Origin of the sequence: Streptomyces sp. NPDC048751 (genome assembly GCF_043198595.1) — a bacterium.
GTDB lineage: Bacteria > Actinomycetota > Actinomycetes > Streptomycetales > Streptomycetaceae > Streptomyces.
Genome location: NZ_JBICUX010000002.1, coordinates 303,034 through 319,320 on the forward strand (window position 1 = coordinate 303,034; position 16,287 = coordinate 319,320).

Below are 16,287 nucleotides of genomic sequence, written 5' to 3' on the forward strand. Positions count from 1 at the left end.
GTGTTCGCCGTCACAGATGGCGTGGACATCGCATAGCGTCCACATCGGGTGTCTCCTAGGCTCATACACAGGGCACCCGCAAGTAGCCCCTGTTTCCCAGGGACGTTCGTAAGAAGGGAGCCCACCATGGCCGTCGACCCGACCGACCCGGAGACGTTCGAGGAGTTCAAGGACGAGGACGCCCCGGAGTTCGACGTCGAGGCGCCGGAGCACGACGCCGCCGAGCAGCACGCGGACGTCACACCGCACCGCGACGACCCCCTCGAGGGCGTGGACCCTGCCCGCGCCAACGAGGCCGACCTCGCGGAGCAGGCGCGTGTCGTCTCCCTCGACGAGGACGACTACCGCTGACGACTGCCGGGACGACCGCGACGACGACCGCCGCCGGAACGACGACCACCGGCGCCGGACGTCGGCCCATCAGGAACGAGGCCCTTTTTTGCCCTGTCCACCCCTGCTTGAAACACTCTGTACCGCTTTCACCCCCGTCCGGTCCGTGAAATTCTGCACGCACACCGCGCACAGGGCGGTTACCGAAAAGTACGATGGCGGCGCGGCGCAGACCGCATGTGGACGACTTTGGGAGGCGGCGTGACAGCCATCGAGCAGACAGAGGCGGCACGCCCGCGAGGCACGCGCCTGCCGCGCCGTGCCCGGCGGAACCAGTTGCTGGGCGCCGCCCAGGAAGTCTTCGTGGCGCAGGGCTACCACGCGGCGGCGATGGACGACATCGCCGAGCGCGCCGGTGTCAGCAAGCCCGTGCTCTACCAGCACTTCCCCGGCAAGCTCGACCTCTACCTCGCCCTGCTGGACCAGCACTGCGAGTCGCTGATCCAGGCCGTGCGCGGCGCGCTGGCGTCGACGACCGACAACAAGCAGCGCGTGCGGGCGACGATGGACGCGTACTTCGCGTACGTCGAGGACGAGGGCGGCGCCTTCCGGCTGGTCTTCGAGTCGGACCTGACGAACGAGCCCGCGGTGCGCGAGCGTGTCGACAAGGTCACCAACGACTGCGCCGAGGCGATCTGCGACGTCATCGCCGAGGACACCGGCCTCTCGCGCGCGGAGTCGATGCTGCTCGCCTCCGGTCTGGGCGGTCTCGCGCAGGTGGTGGCCCGCTCCTGGCTGCACAGCGACCGCAGCGTCCCCCGCGACCAGGCGGTGCAGCTGCTGGCGTCCCTGGCCTGGCGTGGCATCGCGGGATTCCCGCTGCACGGCATCGACCAGCACCACTGAGTCGGGCCGCCTCGGGAGTTTGTTCCCGTCGGCTGTTCGCTCCTGGCGTTCGGGGGCGGAGGGTGAACGTCCCCTCACCGGGCTAATGTGTGCAGCGTACGGCGCGGTAGTCGCGCACTTCACTGACCGTCGGAGGGACATAGCCGTGGAGGTCAAGATCGGCGTGCAGCACGCGCCCCGCGAGATCGTTCTGGAGAGCGGTCAGAGTGCCGAGGAAGTCGAGCGGGCGGTGTCCGAGGCGCTGGCCGGCAAGTCGGCACTGCTGAGCCTCGTGGACGAGCACGGCCGCAAGGTCCTGGTCCCGGCGGACCGCCTCGCCTACGTCGAACTCGGCGAGCCGGCCCCGCGCAAGGTGGGTTTCGGCGCGCTCTAGGCACATGCGAGAAGAGGGCCCGGCGACTCTCCGTCGCCGGGCCCTCTTCGTTTGCCCTCGTCCGCCGCCCTCCCGGCTTGCCCGCCTTGCCCGCCTTCCACAGACGGCGCACAAGTCGGCCCCAGGGGGGATTGAATTCCGCAGGTCAGGGGTAAAACGGACGACGACCGCAATGCACGGCCGCCCGTGTGGGAGGGACCCCCATGATGTTGTTGGAAGCGCTCGCCTCCGCTGCGCTCGGTCTTGCCCTGGCAGCGGCGGCGATGCACCGGTTGTCGCACCGCCTGCCCATCCGCTCACTGGTGCTGGCGACCGGCGTCGCCGGGGCCCTCTTCGGCGCCTTCGTCACGCACAGCGCCCTGGACCCCGGCAGCTTCCTCGCCATCCTCGCCGGAGCCGCGATCGTCTCCACGGCGTCGCTCTCGCTCCTGCTGCGCCCGTCGGGGCGACTCCGCCGGCGCTCGGCGCCGGCGTAGGCCCCGGGGCAGACACCGGCGACGCGGCTGAGCAGTACGACGCGGCTAAGCAGCGAGTCCCAGCGCCGCCATCCGCTTCGTGTGGGCCTCGGTGATGCGGGAGAACATCTTGCCGACCTCGGCGAGGTCGAAGCCGTCGGCGACGCCGCCGACGAGCATCGTCGACAGCGCGTCCCGGTCGGCGACCACCCGCTGGGACTGCGACAGCGCCTCACCCATCAGCCGCCGCGCCCACAGCGCGAGCCGCCCGCCCACGCGCGGGTCGGCGTCGATCGCGGAACGCACCCGGTCGACGGCGAAGCTGGCGTGTCCGGTGTCGTCGAGCACACCCAGCACCAGCGAGCGGGAGTCGGAGTCCAGCCGGGCGGCGACCTCGCGGTAGAAGTCACTGGCGATCGAGTCGCCGACGTACGCCTTGACGAGCCCCTCCAGCCAGTCCGAGGGCGCCGTCTGCTTGTGGAAGCCGTCGTACGCGGCGACGAACGGCTCCATCGCCCGCGTGGGCTCCTCCCCGATCTCCGCCAGCCGGTCCCGCAGCCGCTCGAAGTGGTGGAACTCGGCCGACGCCATCTTCGCCAGCTCCGCCTTGTCCTCCAGCGTCGGCGCCAGCTTGGCGTCCTCCGCGAGCCGCTCGAACGCCGCGAGCTCGCCGTACGCGAGCGCGCCGAGCAGGTCGACGACCGCGGCCCGGTACTGCGGATCGGCGGAGGCCGTCGCCCAGTTCTGGGCGGCCACTCCGGTGTGTTCGGCGGAAGCGTCAGAGGTGTTGTCAGGCGTCGTCATGAAGCGCACAATAGTCCGCTCGCCAGGCCTCGGACGTCCCTGGTCAATCAGTGTGACCACGACTACGCGAATCGGTGTGACGACGACTACGTGACCGAATCGGCCATCGCATATGCGCGATTCCGGGGTATGGTGGTAATGCGCCTGCCGAGTATTCGACGGGCCGCAGGTATGAGGATGCCCGGTCGGTGGCCCGATCGGCTCCGACCCGACAGCCCTCCCTGACCGTACGGCACTGTGCGTACGACGATCGGAGGGGCACCCCTCAGCGGTACGAGCGCTAGAGCGTCGGCGTGGTCCCGTGCCCTTACGGCCCGACCGTAATGGCAGCCGACGTCCCCGGCACGGTCCTGACAAGAACCCCACGCTCGCCTCGCACCGCCCACACAGAAGAGGCAGCACCCTGACTACGACGTTCCGACAGCTCGGTATCCTTCCCGAGACCGCCGAGGCCCTCGAAGCCGTCGGCATCACCACCCCCTTCCCCATCCAGGAGATGACGCTCCCCGTGGCCCTGTCGGGCACGGACGTCATCGGCCAGGCCAAGACCGGCACCGGCAAGACGCTGGGCTTCGGCCTCCCGCTCCTCGAGCGCGTCACCGTCCCCGCCGACGTCGAGGCCGGCCGCGCGCAGCCCGAGGCCCTCACCGACGCCCCGCAGGCGCTCGTCGTCGTCCCCACGCGCGAGCTGTGCACGCAGGTCACCAACGACCTGCTGACCGCGGGCAAGGTGCGCAACGTGCGCGTTCTCGCCATCTACGGCGGCCGCGCCTACGAGCCCCAGGTCGAGGCCCTCAAGAAGGGCGTCGACGTCGTCGTCGGCACCCCGGGGCGTCTGCTGGACCTCGCGGGCCAGCGGAAGCTCGACCTCAAGCACATCAAGGCGCTCGTCCTCGACGAGGCCGACGAGATGCTCGACCTGGGCTTCCTGCCCGACGTCGAGAAGATCATCAACATGCTTCCGGTGAAGCGCCAGACGATGCTGTTCTCGGCGACCATGCCGGGCGCGGTCATCGGTCTCGCGCGCCGTTACATGTCGCAGCCCACGCACATCAACGCCACCTCGCCGGACGACGCGGGTGCGACCGTCGCGAACACCAAGCAGCACGTGTACCGCGCGCACAACATGGACAAGCCCGAGATGGTCGCGCGCATCCTCCAGGCCGAGGGCCGCGGCCTGGTCATGGTGTTCTGCCGTACCAAGCGCACGGCGGCCGACCTCGCCGACCAGCTCCAGCAGCGCGGCTTCGCCTCCGGCGCGGTCCACGGCGACCTCGGCCAGGGCGCCCGCGAGCAGGCGCTGCGCGCGTTCCGCAACGGCAAGGTCGACGTGCTCGTCTGCACCGACGTCGCCGCCCGCGGCATCGACGTCGAGGGCGTGACGCACGTCATCAACTACCAGTCCCCCGAGGACGAGAAGACGTACCTGCACCGCATCGGCCGTACCGGCCGCGCGGGCGCCAAGGGCATCGCGATCACGCTGGTCGACTGGGACGACATCCCGCGCTGGCAGCTCATCAACAAGGCGCTGGAGCTCGACTTCAGTGACCCGCCGGAGACGTACTCCACCTCTCCGCACTTCTACGAGGAACTGCGCATCCCCGCTGGGACGAAGGGTGTCCTGCCGCGTGCCGAGCGCACCCGCGCGGGGCTCGACGCGGAGGTCCTGGAGGACCTGGGCGAGACGGGCGGCCGCGGTGGACGCGGTCGCGGCGGCCGGGGCGGAGAGTCCCGTGGCCGCGGTGGCGAGTCCCGTGGCCGCGGTGGCGAATCCCGCGGCCGGGGCGGCGAGTCCCGCACTGAAGACTCCGAGCGTCCGGCCCGTACGCCGCGACGTCGCCGTCGTACGCGCGGGGGCACCCCGATGGACGCGACGTCGGCCCCGGCCGGCACCGTGGCTCCGGAGGAGACCACCGCCGCGAGCCCGGCCACACCGGAGGGCGTCACCGCGCCCCGCACCCCGCGCCGCCGTCGCCGTACGCGCGGCGGGGCCTCGGGCGAGCAGACGCCGGTCGCCGTGGAACAGGCGCCCGTGGCCGTGGAGCCGACGGTCGGCGAAGCCGCGACAGCGGCCGTGGCGACGGCAGAGGGCACGGCCCTCGACGGCGCCGAGACCCCGGCGAAGCCGCGCCGCCGCCGCACCCGCAGGTCCGCGGAGACGGCTACGGCCGCGACGACCGCCCCGACCGAGACGCCGGAGACGCCGGCCCCGGTCGTGGAGCCGGCGGCGGCAACCCCCGCCGCGGACGCGGCCGTCGACACCGCCGAAGGCACGGAGACCAAGCCGCGCCGCCGCACCACCCGCAAGGCGACGCCCGCCGCCGAGACGACGGCTGAGCCCACGGAAGCGACCGAGGCCAAGCCGCGCCGCACGCGGAAGACGGCCGCGGCGACGCCCGTCGCCGAGACGGCCGAGACCACGGACGCCAAGCCGCGCCGCACGCGGAAGTCCGCCGCCACCGCGGAGACGGCTGCCGTCGACACCGCCGAAGGCACGGAGGCCAAGCCGCGCCGGACGCGCAAGACCGCCGCCGCTGCCGCCGCCGAGACCGCCGTCGACACGGCCGAGGCCACGGAGGCCAAGCCGGCGCGCCGCACGCGGAAGACCACGGCCGCCCAGGCCGCCGTCGACACCGCCGAGGGCGCCACCGAGGCCGCGCCGGCCACGGAGACGGCGGAGCCCGCACCGCGCCGCCGCACCCGTAAGGCAGCCGTCACCGCGCCGGCTCCGGAGGAGGCCCCCGAGGCCAAGCCCCGCCGGACCCGCAAGACCGCCGCCGCTGCCGAAACGGCCGTCGACACCGCCGAGACGGCGGAGGCCAAGCCGGCGCGCCGCACGCGCAAGGCGACCGCCACCGCTCAGGCGCCGGAGGAGGCCCCCGAGGCCAAGCCCCGCCGCACCCGCAAGGCAACCGCCGCCGCGGAGACGGCCGTCGACACCGCGGAAGGTACGGAGGCCAAGCCGCGCCGCCGCACCACCCGCAAGGCCGCCGAACCGGAGACCACCCCGGCCGCCGAAATCCCGGCACAGGCCACAGCGGAGCCGGAGGCCAAGCCCCGCCGGACCCGCAAGACCGCCGCCGCTGCCGAAACGGCCGTCGACACCGCCGAGACGGCGGAGGCCAAGCCGGCGCGCCGCACGCGCAAGGCGACCGCCACCGCTCAGGCGCCGGAGGAGGCCCCCGAGGCCAAGCCCCGCCGCACCCGCAAGGCAACCGCCGCCGCGGAGACGGCCGTCGACACCGCGGAAGGTACGGAGGCCAAGCCGCGCCGCCGCACCACCCGCAAGGCCGCCGAACCGGAGACCACCCCGGCCGCCGAAATCCCGGCACAGGCCACAGCGGAGCCGGAGGCCAAGCCCCGCCGGACCCGCAAGACCGCCGCCGCTGCCGAGACCGCCGTCGACACGGCCGCAGCGCAGCCCAGGGCACGCCGTACCCGCAAGGCGACGGCCGCCACGGAGCCCGCGGAAGGCTGAGCACACCGCCCGACGGCCCGGCCCCACGCAGGTGTGGGACCGGGCCGTCGGCGTTCCGCTGCGTGGGCCTGGGAGCCGCGGAGGCTTGGCGGTGCGAGGGCTGGGGACCGGGGGCGCGGGGCCTGGGCCGGCGGATCGGCGGCCACGCCACCACCCGAGCAACCGCCCCACACCCCCGCCCCCTCCGCTAACCTCACCCCGTGACCACCCCCTCCGCTCCCTCCGCCTCCGCCCCGCCCCCCGGCGCACGCGCCTACCGGCTCCGTACCGGGCGCGGTGAGTTCGCCGTCGTCGACGCGCCCGTGGCGTCCGGTGTCGAAGAGAAGGGGGTCGCTCTGCTGCTGCCGGGGTTCACCGGTAGCAAGGAGGACTTCCATCGGATGCATGAGCCGTTGGCGGCGCGCGGGTATCGGACTGTCGCCGTGGACGGGCGGGGGCAGCACGAGTCGGACGGGCCGATGGATGACGAAGCGGCGTACGCGCAGGGCGAGTTGGCGCGGGACGTGCTCGCGCAGGCGGCCGCCCTCGGCACACCCCTCCATCTGGTCGGGCATTCCCTGGGGGGCCAGATCGCGCGCGCGGCCGTGCTCCTCGACCACTCCCCCTTCCTCTCGCTCACCCTCATCGCGTCCGGCCCCGCCCAGATCTCCGACTCCCAGCAGCAGCGCGTGAAACTGCTGCACGACGCGCTTGCCGTGATGACGATGGCCGAGGTGTGGGAGGCCATCCTGGCCATGGGACCACCGGAGGAGGTGGGCGGCCCGGCCCGCGGCTACGGCCGTGTGGAACAGCTGCGCCAACGCTGGATCAGGCACAAGCCCGCGCAACTCCTCGCCACCGGACGCCAGTTGTGTGTCGAACCGAACCGCGTCGCCGAGCTCGCCGCCGTCCCGCTGCCGTTCCACGTCCTGTCCGGCGCCCGCGACGACACCTGGCCGGTGACCGTCCTCGACGACATGGCCGTACGGCTGGGGGCGCACCGGACGGTCGTACCGGGTGCCGAGCACTCACCGAACCTGGACCAGCCCCTCCCCACGGCCCACGCCCTCGCCGACTTCTGGGACAAGAAGCGCACCGACGGCCAGCACGGCGCTGGCACTGCGTCGCCCTAGTACTCGCGTCGCCCTAGTACTGCGTCTGCAAGTGCTCCCAGAACCCGTCCCGCAGCGCCCGCCGCAGATCCGCCTGGCCGCGCAGCGAGTACTGGAGGATGCCCTCCGCCTCGACGAGCAGGTCCTGGTCGACGGAGCCGGGCAGGTAGGGATGGCCGGGCAGCAGTTCCACCAGCGCCTCCCTGCCCCGCGCCGACAGCCACTTCGCGGCGATCTGCGCGCCCACGAAGCGCACGTCCTCGCGGGTCGGCCGGGGCGCCCCGGACGCCTCGTAGGCGGGGGCGGTGCGCCGTGACACGTACGGCTTGAAGAAGTCGAGGTCGAAGGTGCGCTGGCTGTCGACCTCCCAGAGCAGGGGCTCCGCCTGGTTGCGGCCCTCGGGTGCCTCGATGCCCCAGAGGTGCACCCGGGCGCCGTACCCCTGGGCCGCCTCCACCGCCGAGACCAGGTCCTCGTCGCCACCGAGGAGGGCGGCGTCGCTGATGGCCCGGTGGCGGGCCAGGGACTCCAGGTCGCTCCGGATGAGGGAGTCGACGCCCTTCTGCTGGTTGTTGGCGTTGAGATTGCCCAGCCGAACCTTCACGTCGGGCAGTTCCGCGATGGACTGCTGCTCCGCCGTGTGGATGCGGCGCCTCGCGCCGTCGTACCAGTAGACCCGCAGCAGCCGGCTGTCCGCGAAGATCGTGCGCGCCCGGTCGATGAGGGCCTCGATCAGGCCCTCGGCGTCCAGGTCGAAGGCGCGTCGGTCCTCGGTTCCGGCGACGAGTCGGCCCGCGGCCGCGTAGAGGTACCCCGCGTCGACGAAGATCGCGTGGGTCGAGGGTGTCTTGGCCACCTCGGCGAGCATGCGCTGGAGCAGCTCGTTCGTGCGGTCGATGCGGGCGGTGAGGGCCGCCTGGTCGTCGTTCATCGCCTCTATTGTCCCGGCGGTCACGCTGCGAACACAACCGGTCCCGGTCAGTCTCGCGATCATCACTTACCGGTCGGTAATTAGACGTTCGAAAAATTTCTTTAGCGTAGGGAATGTTTGTAACACACAACCCGTTGACTACTACAGAACACCGTAGCCAGTAGTTCTCCGCAGGAGGATCACCAGACGAAGGGAGAAGCCATGCGCTTCGAAATCATGCGACTCGACGACGTCGACGGTACGCCCGTGGACACCACCGTTGTGGACGCCGCCTCCGTCAACCGGATCGTGCAACAGGCCGCCGCCATCGGGCAGCGCCTTTGGATCCGCCCGGCCGAGACCTCGGCCTCATAACGCGCGAATCGCTCGCGACAGACTTCAGGGCCCCCGTACGACACCGACGCCGTACGGGGGCCCTGCGTATGTCACCCGCGGATCACCTGGGTCACGCCGTTGATGATCTGCTGCACGGCGATCGCGGAGAGCATCATGCCCGCGAGCCGCGTCACCAGGACGACCCCGCCGTCCTTGATGACCCGGATGATCAGCAGCGAGTACCGCATCACCAGCCACAGCACGACATGGATGGCGAGGATCGCCGCCCACACCGACACCTGCATGGCGACATCGTCCGCCTTCTGCACGGCCAGGATGACCGACACGATCGCACCCGGGCCCGCCAGCAGCGGCATGCCCAGCGGTACGAGCGCCACGTTGACGTCCTTGGTCTGCTTCGGCTCGTCCGTCTTGCCGGTGAGCAGGTCGAGGGCGATCAGCAGAAGCAGCAACCCGCCCGCGATCATCAGCGCGGGCACGGAGACATGCAGGTAGTCGAGGATCTGGTGCCCGAGCAGCCCGAAGACTGTGATCACGCCGCCGGCGACACAGACGGCCTGGAAGGCCATCCGCTTCTGCACCGTGCCGGGACGTCCGGCGGTCAGGGCGAGGAAGATCGGGGTGATCCCGGGGGGATCCATGATGACGAAGAGGGTGAGAAAGAGGGAGCCGAAGACGGCGACGTCGAACATCAGTACAGGGGCCTTGCGAGAAAGAGGGGAAAGTGGACGTCCGGGGTGAGCGTCAGGCTCCGCCGGCCCCCGGCACGGGGAACGCCCCGAACGCCCGCCGCGTGATCTCCCCGTACACCTCGGGATCCGTCACGTACTCCCCGAGCACGCACGTCTTACGGCTGCCGTGGTAGTCGCTGGACCCGGTCGTCAGGAGTCCCAGCTCGCCGGCCAGCCCCCGCAGCCGCGCCCGCGCGTCCGGGTCGTGGTCCATGTGGTCGACCTCGATGCCGTCCAGACCGGCCGCGGCCATCTCGGCGATCGCCGAGTCCGGCACCGTGAGCCCCCGCTTGGCGGCGGCCGGATGCGCGAACACCGCGACTCCGCCGGCGCCCTTGATCAGCCGGATCGCCTCGAAGGGGTCGGTCTCGTGCTTCGGCACATAGGCCCGGCCGCCGTCGGCCAGCCAGTCCTGCGTGAACGCATCGCTCACGGTCGGCACCACACCGAGCTCGACGAGCGCGGTCGCCACATGCGGGCGCCCGACCGAACCGTCCCCCGCGATCCGCGCCACCTGCTCCCAGGTGACCGGTACGCCCAACTCCCGCAACTTGGCCACCATGCCCCGCGCCCGAGGCACCCGGTCGTCCCGCACCAACTCGCGCTCGGCGAGCAGAGCGGGCTCCTCGGGATCGAAGAGGTACGCCAACATGTGCATGCTGATGCCGTCGAGACGGCACGACAGCTCGGCCCCCGTGACGAGCGTGAGCCCCTCCGGCACCGCGGCGATCGCCTCCGTGTACCCCCGGGTCGTGTCATGGTCGGTCAGCGCCACCACATCAAGACCGGCCGCGGCCGCCTTCCGCACCAGCTCAGCCGGCGTGTCCGTACCGTCGGACGCAGTGGAGTGGCAGTGCAGGTCAATGCGCACGACACAGGCTCCAAACGACACCGGGACAGAAGGGGACGCTCAAGGATAACCGGATTTTCACCCCTCTCGTCACACCCAAACCAGGGGTGCGCCCTTTACACGCAGGGCAACCAGAACCCCGCAAAGGGGCGCGGGGAACTGCGCGACCGGCCACAACGAACCCGCACCCGCACACCAACACGCACCCCCCACCACCCCCGCGCTACGGCTTGAGCAAGCGCGGCGACAACGCCCCGCACGGCACCAGCTCCAACTCCGCCCCCGCGTCCCGCAGATCCGTCAGCACCAGCTCGTCGTACATCAGCAGCCCCGACTGCTCGGGCCACACCACCGCCCACAGCCACAACCCCCGCGCCTCCCCGGCGAACACCGCGCGGTCGTCCGGTGAACCGGCGACATGCCACAGCGGCGTCGGGCGCCCCGCGGCGAGCACCTTGGCCTGGGGCGGTTTCTCGACGTTCATGTACGGGCCCGGGTCCGGCCCGTCGATGCCCGCGTACCGCGCGCCGAGGCCGACGCCGAGTTCCTCGGCGACCAGGATCAACTCGCCCATGCCGCCTACCGGTCCGGGCCCGGAGCAGGCCACGGCCGTGGCGCGGCCACCGCTGCGGTCGTCTCCCGCGTAGCCCACACCCGTGAAGAGCCAGCCGACCGGCAGCGGCCACGGCATCCAGATGGGCACCTGCGTGCGATGCACCACGACACTGAGGGCCTCGACGCTGGGCGGGATCACGGGCTGCAGCGGATGCACCGTCCCATGGACATCGCACTGCCAGGAATCGGCGAAGAGTCCGGGAGCCCTGACCCGGCCACCACACTTCGGGCAACTGGGTTCGCCCCTCATAGGGCCCCACGGTCCTACCCCGGCACGCTCACGTCAAGGACGATCACCCGTCCGGACGGAACCCGTTCACCAGGAAAAACTAGATGTAGTTTGCATTATTTAGCAGACCTAACTTATCGTGTGTATATACCAACTACTTAGCCGCGACGGGAGAAGCAATGGACCCCTTCAACCCGGGAACCGACGCCGGAACCGGCAGCATCCTGCGACAGCCCAAGTCGGTCTGGGCCACGGCCGGCGCGTCCGTCGTCGCGTTCATGGGCATCGGACTCGTCGACCCGATCCTGCCGTCCATCGCGCAGGGCCTGAACGCCACGGCCAGTCAGGTCTCCCTGCTGTTCACCTCGTACTTCCTGATCACCGCGATCGCGATGCTGGTCACCGGCTTCGTCTCCAGCCGCATCGGCGGCCGCAGGACCCTGCTGCTCGGCCTCGCCTTCGTCGTGGTCTTCGCGGGCCTCGCCGGCACATCGGGCTCGGTCGCCGAACTCGTCGGCTTCCGGGCCGGCTGGGGACTCGGCAACGCCCTGTTCGTCTCCACCGCCCTCGCGGTGATCGTCGGCGCGGCGGCCGGCGGCAGCGGGGCCGCGATCCTGCTGTACGAGTCCGCCCTCGGCCTCGGCATGGCGTGCGGCCCCCTGCTGGGCGCGCTGCTCGGGGACGCCAGCTGGCGCTACCCGTTCTTCGGCACCGCGTTCCTGATGGCCGTCGGCTTCCTGTGCATCACGGCGTTCCTGAAGGAGCAGCCCAAGCCGGCCCGCAAGACCTCGTTGCTGGACCCGGTCAAGGCGCTCGGCCACGGCGGACTCGCGTCCGCGGCGGTCTCGGCCTTCTTCTACAACTACACGTTCTTCACCGTGCTGGCCTTCACGCCCTTCGTGCTGGACATGAGTCCGTACAAGTCGGGTGCCGTGTTCTTCGCCTGGGGTGTGCTGCTCGCCGTCTTCTCGGTGATCGTGGCGCCGCGCCTGCAGCGGCGGTTCGGCTCGCTGAAGGTGCTCGGCGGCTCGCTGGTGCTGCTCGCCGCGGACGTGCTCGTCCTCGGGTACGGCGACCACACGACCGCCGTCGTCTGCACGATCCTGTCCGGCGCTTTCATCGGCGTGAACAACACGGTCTACACCGAGCTGGCTCTCGGGGTCTCGGACGCGCCGCGGCCCGTGGCGAGCGCGGGCTACAACTTCGTGCGCTGGTTCGCCGCGGCGGCCGCTCCGTACTTCGCGCCGAAGATCGAGGAGTGGAGCGACATCCACATGCCGTTCGTGGTCGCAGCGGTCACCGCGGTCGTGGGCGCGCTCGTGGTCGTCGTACGGCGGAACGCGCTCACCAACGAGGCCGAGGAGCTGGAGCCGAAGCACGCGACCGAGGACGGTGTGGCGGTCTTCGCCAACTGATGCTTTTCGGCCACCGGTTGGTGACCTTGCTCACGCGGCGCCCTCGTGGTGTCGGTCGTGGTGTCAGTCCAGCGGGACGGACCTGCGGGAGGGATCCCTCAGGTCCGTCCCGTTCGTCAGCCAGCGCTCCTGAAGGGCCTGGGCGCCGTGCACGCGCTTCCACGCGGCCTCGTTCGGGGTCATCGGGAGCAGCGGCAGGAAACGTACGGGGTCGAGGGGCTCGTCGAGCTCAAGGTCCTCCACCAGACCGCCCGGCTCGGCGACCAGGACCGAGGTGAACGGGGCGCCGGGCCACAGCGGCTCGCCCACGTCGAGGGAGGCACCGGGGGCCACGATCACGCCCTCGACCTGCGGGGACGCGGCGAGTACGGCGAGGGGGCGGAGCGCCTTGCCGGTGTCGGCGAGGCCCGCGCGGACGGTGAGGACCAGCTCGGCCCGGGGGCCCTTGACCGGGTCGGCGAGCATCGCGGTGGGGTCCGCCATGGGCTGCGCGGACATGCCGAGCGTGGCGTAGCGGACGACGGCGCCGTCCCTGGAGTCCTCCTGGAAACGCAGCACCTCGATGCGGTCCGTACCGAGGAAGGTGACCGCGGCGCGCGCGTCCGGCTCGCCCAGCGCGGTGCGCAAACGGGCTTCGACCAGAGGAAGAACATCAGCCATGTCGCGAGCATAGAACTTGTCAGTAGCGGGCAAAGCAACGCCTTGACACTTCTGTCGGCTGATACTCTTGCCCGGTGGTTCGGGGCAGCACGCAGAAGCGTCGCCGTCAGTCCCGACGCCGCTGAGACTCCCTTACGAGGGACCGGCTGGAGGAGGTGGGGCTGTCATGGATCGAAGTCGACCTGGTAGTACCACTCGCTCTTCCGGCCACTGATGCTGCTCCGGCTGACCGCCGCCTTTCACGTTCGCGTCTTCGTGCGGAAGAGCACTTCGTTTCGCTTTGCCTGATCTATCTGATCTGTCTGATCTGAAGCAGTAACGAAGCTCGCCACCGCGACGGTGCGGTGCTCCCCGCTTTGTGGACGTGCCAAACATCCGCAGTCAGGACGTCCCCATTCCGGGTAGTTCCACCCGATTCCCCGGCGGCCTTTCGTTGCCCGTACGAAGGAGCCTGCGATGTCGATGATCCGCGACCTGCGAGCCGTGGTCCGCCCGTCCCGCATCTCCCTGCGCAAGGACACCGGCGTGTACGACACCACGCGCGCCCCCGGAACGCCGTCGGCCGTGGTCGACTGCGCCGTCTACCGCGACGGCGCCCGCGTCCACACCGACAAGCCGCTCACCCCGCACGAGGCGATGCGCCAGGTGCGCCGCGACGGCGGCTTCGTGTGGATCGGCCTGCACGAGCCGACCGAGGCCGAATTCGCCGGTATCGCCAGTGAGTTCGGACTGCACCCGCTGGCCGTGGAGGACGCGGTGCAGGCGCACCAGCGCCCCAAGCTGGAGCGCTACGACGACTCGTTGTTCACGGTGTTCAAGACCATCCACTACGTGGAGCACGACCAGCTCGACGCCAACAGCGAGGTCGTGGAGACCGGCGAGGTCATGTGCTTCACCGGCCGGGACTTCTTCATCACCGTCCGGCACGGCGGGCAGGGCTCGCTGCGGGCGCTGCGGCACCGGTTGCAGGACGACCCCGAGCTGCTCGCCAAGGGTCCCTCGGCCGTGCTGCACTCCATCGCCGACCACGTCGTGGACGGGTACATCGCGGTGGCCGACGCGGTGCAGGACGACATCGACGAGGTGGAGACGGAGGTGTTCTCGCCGGGCCGCAAGGGCGCCCCGCGCGGCACGGACGCCGGCCGGATCTACCAACTGAAGCGTGAGGTACTGGAGTTCAAGCGGGCGGTGTCGCCGCTGCTGCGGCCCATGCAGCTGCTGAGCGAGCGTCCGATGCGGCTGATCGACCCGGACATCCAGAAGTACTTCCGGGACGTCGCCGACCACCTCGCCCGTGTCCAGGAGCAGGTCGTCGGCTTCGACGAGCTCCTCAACTCCATCCTCCAGGCCAACCTCGCGCAGGCGTCCGTGGCGCAGAACGAGGACATGCGCAAGATCACTTCCTGGGCCGCCATCATCGCCGTACCGACGATGGTGTGCGGGGTGTACGGCATGAACTTCAAGTACATGCCGGAGCTGCACTGGCGGTACGGCTACCCGGTGATCATGATGATCACCGGCGTCATCTGCCTGGGCATCCACCGCACCCTGAAGCGCAACGGCTGGCTCTGAGAGCACCTGGTTAGGCTGGGCACCATGACAAGTGAGCTGCTCGACCGGGCCCTCGTCGAGGAGGCCACGAAGAAGTCCGGCCTCGTCTGGGTCAGGGGTGCCGGCGCTCCGGCGGCGCGTGCCCTGTGGCACGTGTGGCACGAGGGCGCGGCCTGCCTGGTGGGCGACGGGCCCGGGGAGCAGCCGCTGCCCGGGCTGGCCGACGGGGCCGAGGCCGAGGTGACGGTCCGCAGCAAAGACAAGGGCGGCCGGCTGGTGTCCTGGACGGCGCGAGTCGTCGAGCTCGCGCCGGACTCCGAGGGCTGGGCGGCCGCCGTCGCCGAGCTCAAGGGCAAGCGCCTGAACGCGCCCGACGGGGAGGCCATGACGGCGCGTTGGGCGCGCGAGTGCAGGGTGCTGCGCCTGGAACCGACGGGGGCGACCCTGCCGTTGCCCGAGGGTTCCCTGGCCGAGGCCCCGGTGCCGACGCCGGCGACCACCCGTCAGGCGATTCCCGCGGGGCTTCCGCGGCTGCTGGTCAAGAAGAAGCGCAAGCGGACATAGTCGGTCACGACGTGGGCAGTTGCTTGCCGTAGTCGACCGTCTCGTCCTTCCCCGGCTCGGTCAGGGCGAAGTCCTTGCCCCAGGCCGCGAAGGTCAGGGTGCCCGCGCCTCCGGCCCGCACCAGGCGCAGGGGATACGGCGTGCCCTCCAGGGAGACGTCCAGCGTGCCGCCGGAGCCCTTGTCGCCGGTGATGCGGATGGTGCGGACGCCCGCCTGTTCGTAGTGGCCCTCCGTCCCCAGCGTGCCGTGCAGCGTCAGCAGACTGTCGAGGAGGACGTCCTTGTCCGTGAAACCGCTGAACCTCTTGTACGAGGGGTCGCCCTGCGGCACCTTCACGTACTTGCCGCCCAGCTTGTCCGCGGCGGCCGTGTCCGAGCCGTCGGCCCCCTTGCCCGCCCCGTTTCCGCTCCCCTTGCCGTCCTCGTGCTTCCAGAACTCCGCGCTCGCCTTGAGGTACAGCTCCTCGCCGATGCGCAGCAGGTGGAACTCGGCGCCCTGCGAGGTGACGGATCCGCTGCCGCCGTCGGCCTTCAGGCTCATGTCGAGCTTGTACGTGCGCCCACTGGTGACCACACTGCCCGACAGGCGCACCGCCGGAGCGGCGTCCGCGGCGGCCCGGGTCTTCGACTGGATCTGCGTGGCGGGCAGCTTGCCGACCCCGTTGGTGCCGGCGTCGGGATCCTCGCCCCCGCAACCCGTCAGGCCCGTTCCCGTCACGACCAGCGCGCACATGGCGCCCACCAGTGTGGCCCGGCGGGTACGGCCCTGGGGAATCGCAGTCACAGGTGGGGCTGCCTCTCTGCGGGGGTGTCCTGAACGGCGTACGGCAGCGTACCGGGGTTGCGGCCACTCGGCGGAGCCAGCCTGTCCGGACCGGCCACCAGGGCGTTTCCGATCGGGACGGGCTAGCCTGAAGCCCACCCGAGCAGGCAATACGGAAAAGGAACGCACCCTCCGACACGCGGTA

The 16,287-nt window shown here is 71.0% G+C and carries 17 protein-coding genes; 10 read left to right on the top strand and 7 right to left on the bottom strand.

Annotation, left to right across the window (positions count from 1 at the left end; all coding sequences use genetic code 11):
• The first annotated feature begins 126 nt into the window (after nucleotides 1-126).
• The 4 genes from ACGFNV_RS08240 to ACGFNV_RS08255 all read left to right on the top strand — a co-directional run bounded on the left by ACGFNV_RS08240 (nucleotide 127) and on the right by ACGFNV_RS08255 (nucleotide 2,085).
• Entirely contained in the window at nucleotides 127-351 is a 225-nt protein-coding gene (locus tag ACGFNV_RS08240) for a hypothetical protein (protein ID WP_393620449.1), read from the top strand.
• A 240-nt stretch (nucleotides 352-591) separates the two neighbouring features.
• Nucleotides 592-1,236 (top strand): TetR/AcrR family transcriptional regulator, encoded by a 645-nt coding sequence (locus ACGFNV_RS08245; RefSeq protein WP_133927234.1) that lies wholly within the window; start codon nucleotides 592-594, stop codon nucleotides 1,234-1,236.
• A gap of 145 nt (nucleotides 1,237-1,381) precedes the next feature.
• Complete coding sequence (locus ACGFNV_RS08250; RefSeq protein ID WP_037674258.1) at nucleotides 1,382-1,609, top strand: DUF3107 domain-containing protein; 228 nt, start codon at nucleotides 1,382-1,384, stop codon at nucleotides 1,607-1,609.
• Between the two features lie 206 nt (nucleotides 1,610-1,815).
• On the top strand, nucleotides 1,816-2,085 hold the full coding sequence (locus ACGFNV_RS08255; protein ID WP_393621457.1) for a hypothetical protein: 270 nt from the start codon (nucleotides 1,816-1,818) through the stop codon (nucleotides 2,083-2,085).
• 45 nt (nucleotides 2,086-2,130) lie between these two features.
• Here ACGFNV_RS08255 and ACGFNV_RS08260 read toward each other — a convergent pair whose 3' ends face one another.
• A complete protein-coding gene (locus ACGFNV_RS08260) occupies nucleotides 2,131-2,868 on the bottom strand; it encodes a ferritin-like fold-containing protein (protein WP_393620451.1) in 738 nt (245 codons plus the stop codon).
• A 496-nt stretch (nucleotides 2,869-3,364) separates the two neighbouring features.
• Here ACGFNV_RS08260 and ACGFNV_RS08265 point away from each other — a divergent pair, with 496 nt between their 5' ends.
• Both ACGFNV_RS08265 and ACGFNV_RS08270 read left to right on the top strand, forming a co-directional pair.
• The gene (locus ACGFNV_RS08265) at nucleotides 3,365-6,346 is read left to right on the top strand and encodes a DEAD/DEAH box helicase (RefSeq protein WP_393620453.1); all 2,982 of its coding nucleotides are present in this window, start codon (nucleotides 3,365-3,367) and stop codon (nucleotides 6,344-6,346) included.
• Nucleotides 6,347-6,546: 200 nt separating this feature from the next.
• Complete coding sequence (locus ACGFNV_RS08270; RefSeq protein WP_393620455.1) at nucleotides 6,547-7,458, top strand: alpha/beta fold hydrolase; 912 nt, start codon at nucleotides 6,547-6,549, stop codon at nucleotides 7,456-7,458.
• Nucleotides 7,459-7,471: 13 nt separating this feature from the next.
• On the opposite strand, the gene ACGFNV_RS08275 is transcribed toward ACGFNV_RS08270, so the two are convergent.
• Nucleotides 7,472-8,368, bottom strand: coding sequence for an NYN domain-containing protein (locus ACGFNV_RS08275; RefSeq protein WP_393620457.1), 897 nt, complete (start codon nucleotides 8,366-8,368; stop codon nucleotides 7,472-7,474).
• Between the two features lie 201 nt (nucleotides 8,369-8,569).
• Between ACGFNV_RS08275 and ACGFNV_RS08280 the strand changes: the two genes are divergently transcribed.
• Nucleotides 8,570-8,722, top strand: coding sequence for a hypothetical protein (locus ACGFNV_RS08280; protein WP_125504360.1), 153 nt, complete (start codon nucleotides 8,570-8,572; stop codon nucleotides 8,720-8,722).
• 71 nt (nucleotides 8,723-8,793) lie between these two features.
• Here ACGFNV_RS08280 and ACGFNV_RS08285 read toward each other — a convergent pair whose 3' ends face one another.
• From ACGFNV_RS08285 to ACGFNV_RS08295, 3 genes are all read right to left on the bottom strand, one after another.
• Nucleotides 8,794-9,396 (bottom strand): MarC family protein, encoded by a 603-nt coding sequence (locus tag ACGFNV_RS08285; protein WP_393620460.1) that lies wholly within the window; start codon nucleotides 9,394-9,396, stop codon nucleotides 8,794-8,796.
• A gap of 52 nt (nucleotides 9,397-9,448) precedes the next feature.
• Nucleotides 9,449-10,306 (bottom strand): PHP domain-containing protein, encoded by an 858-nt coding sequence (locus ACGFNV_RS08290; RefSeq protein WP_393620462.1) that lies wholly within the window; start codon nucleotides 10,304-10,306, stop codon nucleotides 9,449-9,451.
• 202 nt (nucleotides 10,307-10,508) lie between these two features.
• Entirely contained in the window at nucleotides 10,509-11,150 is a 642-nt protein-coding gene (locus ACGFNV_RS08295; protein ID WP_393620464.1) for a DUF6758 family protein, read from the bottom strand.
• Between the two features lie 158 nt (nucleotides 11,151-11,308).
• Between ACGFNV_RS08295 and ACGFNV_RS08300 the strand changes: the two genes are divergently transcribed.
• Nucleotides 11,309-12,544: an MFS transporter gene (locus tag ACGFNV_RS08300; protein WP_393620466.1), complete on the top strand. Its 1,236-nt coding sequence runs from the start codon at nucleotides 11,309-11,311 to the stop codon at nucleotides 12,542-12,544.
• 63 nt (nucleotides 12,545-12,607) lie between these two features.
• On the opposite strand, the gene ACGFNV_RS08305 is transcribed toward ACGFNV_RS08300, so the two are convergent.
• On the bottom strand, nucleotides 12,608-13,204 hold the full coding sequence (locus ACGFNV_RS08305; RefSeq protein WP_393620468.1) for a suppressor of fused domain protein: 597 nt from the start codon (nucleotides 13,202-13,204) through the stop codon (nucleotides 12,608-12,610).
• A gap of 456 nt (nucleotides 13,205-13,660) precedes the next feature.
• On the opposite strand from ACGFNV_RS08305, the gene ACGFNV_RS08310 reads away from it, so the two are divergent.
• Both ACGFNV_RS08310 and ACGFNV_RS08315 read left to right on the top strand, forming a co-directional pair.
• Entirely contained in the window at nucleotides 13,661-14,776 is a 1,116-nt protein-coding gene (locus ACGFNV_RS08310; protein WP_393620470.1) for a magnesium and cobalt transport protein CorA, read from the top strand.
• Between the two features lie 24 nt (nucleotides 14,777-14,800).
• Nucleotides 14,801-15,319 carry a hypothetical protein gene (locus ACGFNV_RS08315; protein ID WP_393620472.1) on the top strand — a complete coding sequence of 173 codons (519 nt, stop codon included), beginning with the start codon at nucleotides 14,801-14,803 and terminating at the stop codon, nucleotides 15,317-15,319.
• Nucleotides 15,320-15,323: 4 nt separating this feature from the next.
• Here the strand turns inward: ACGFNV_RS08315 and ACGFNV_RS08320 are convergent, their stop codons facing one another.
• Nucleotides 15,324-16,103, bottom strand: coding sequence for a hypothetical protein (locus ACGFNV_RS08320; protein ID WP_393620474.1), 780 nt, complete (start codon nucleotides 16,101-16,103; stop codon nucleotides 15,324-15,326).
• Between the last annotated feature and the right edge of the window lie 184 nt (nucleotides 16,104-16,287).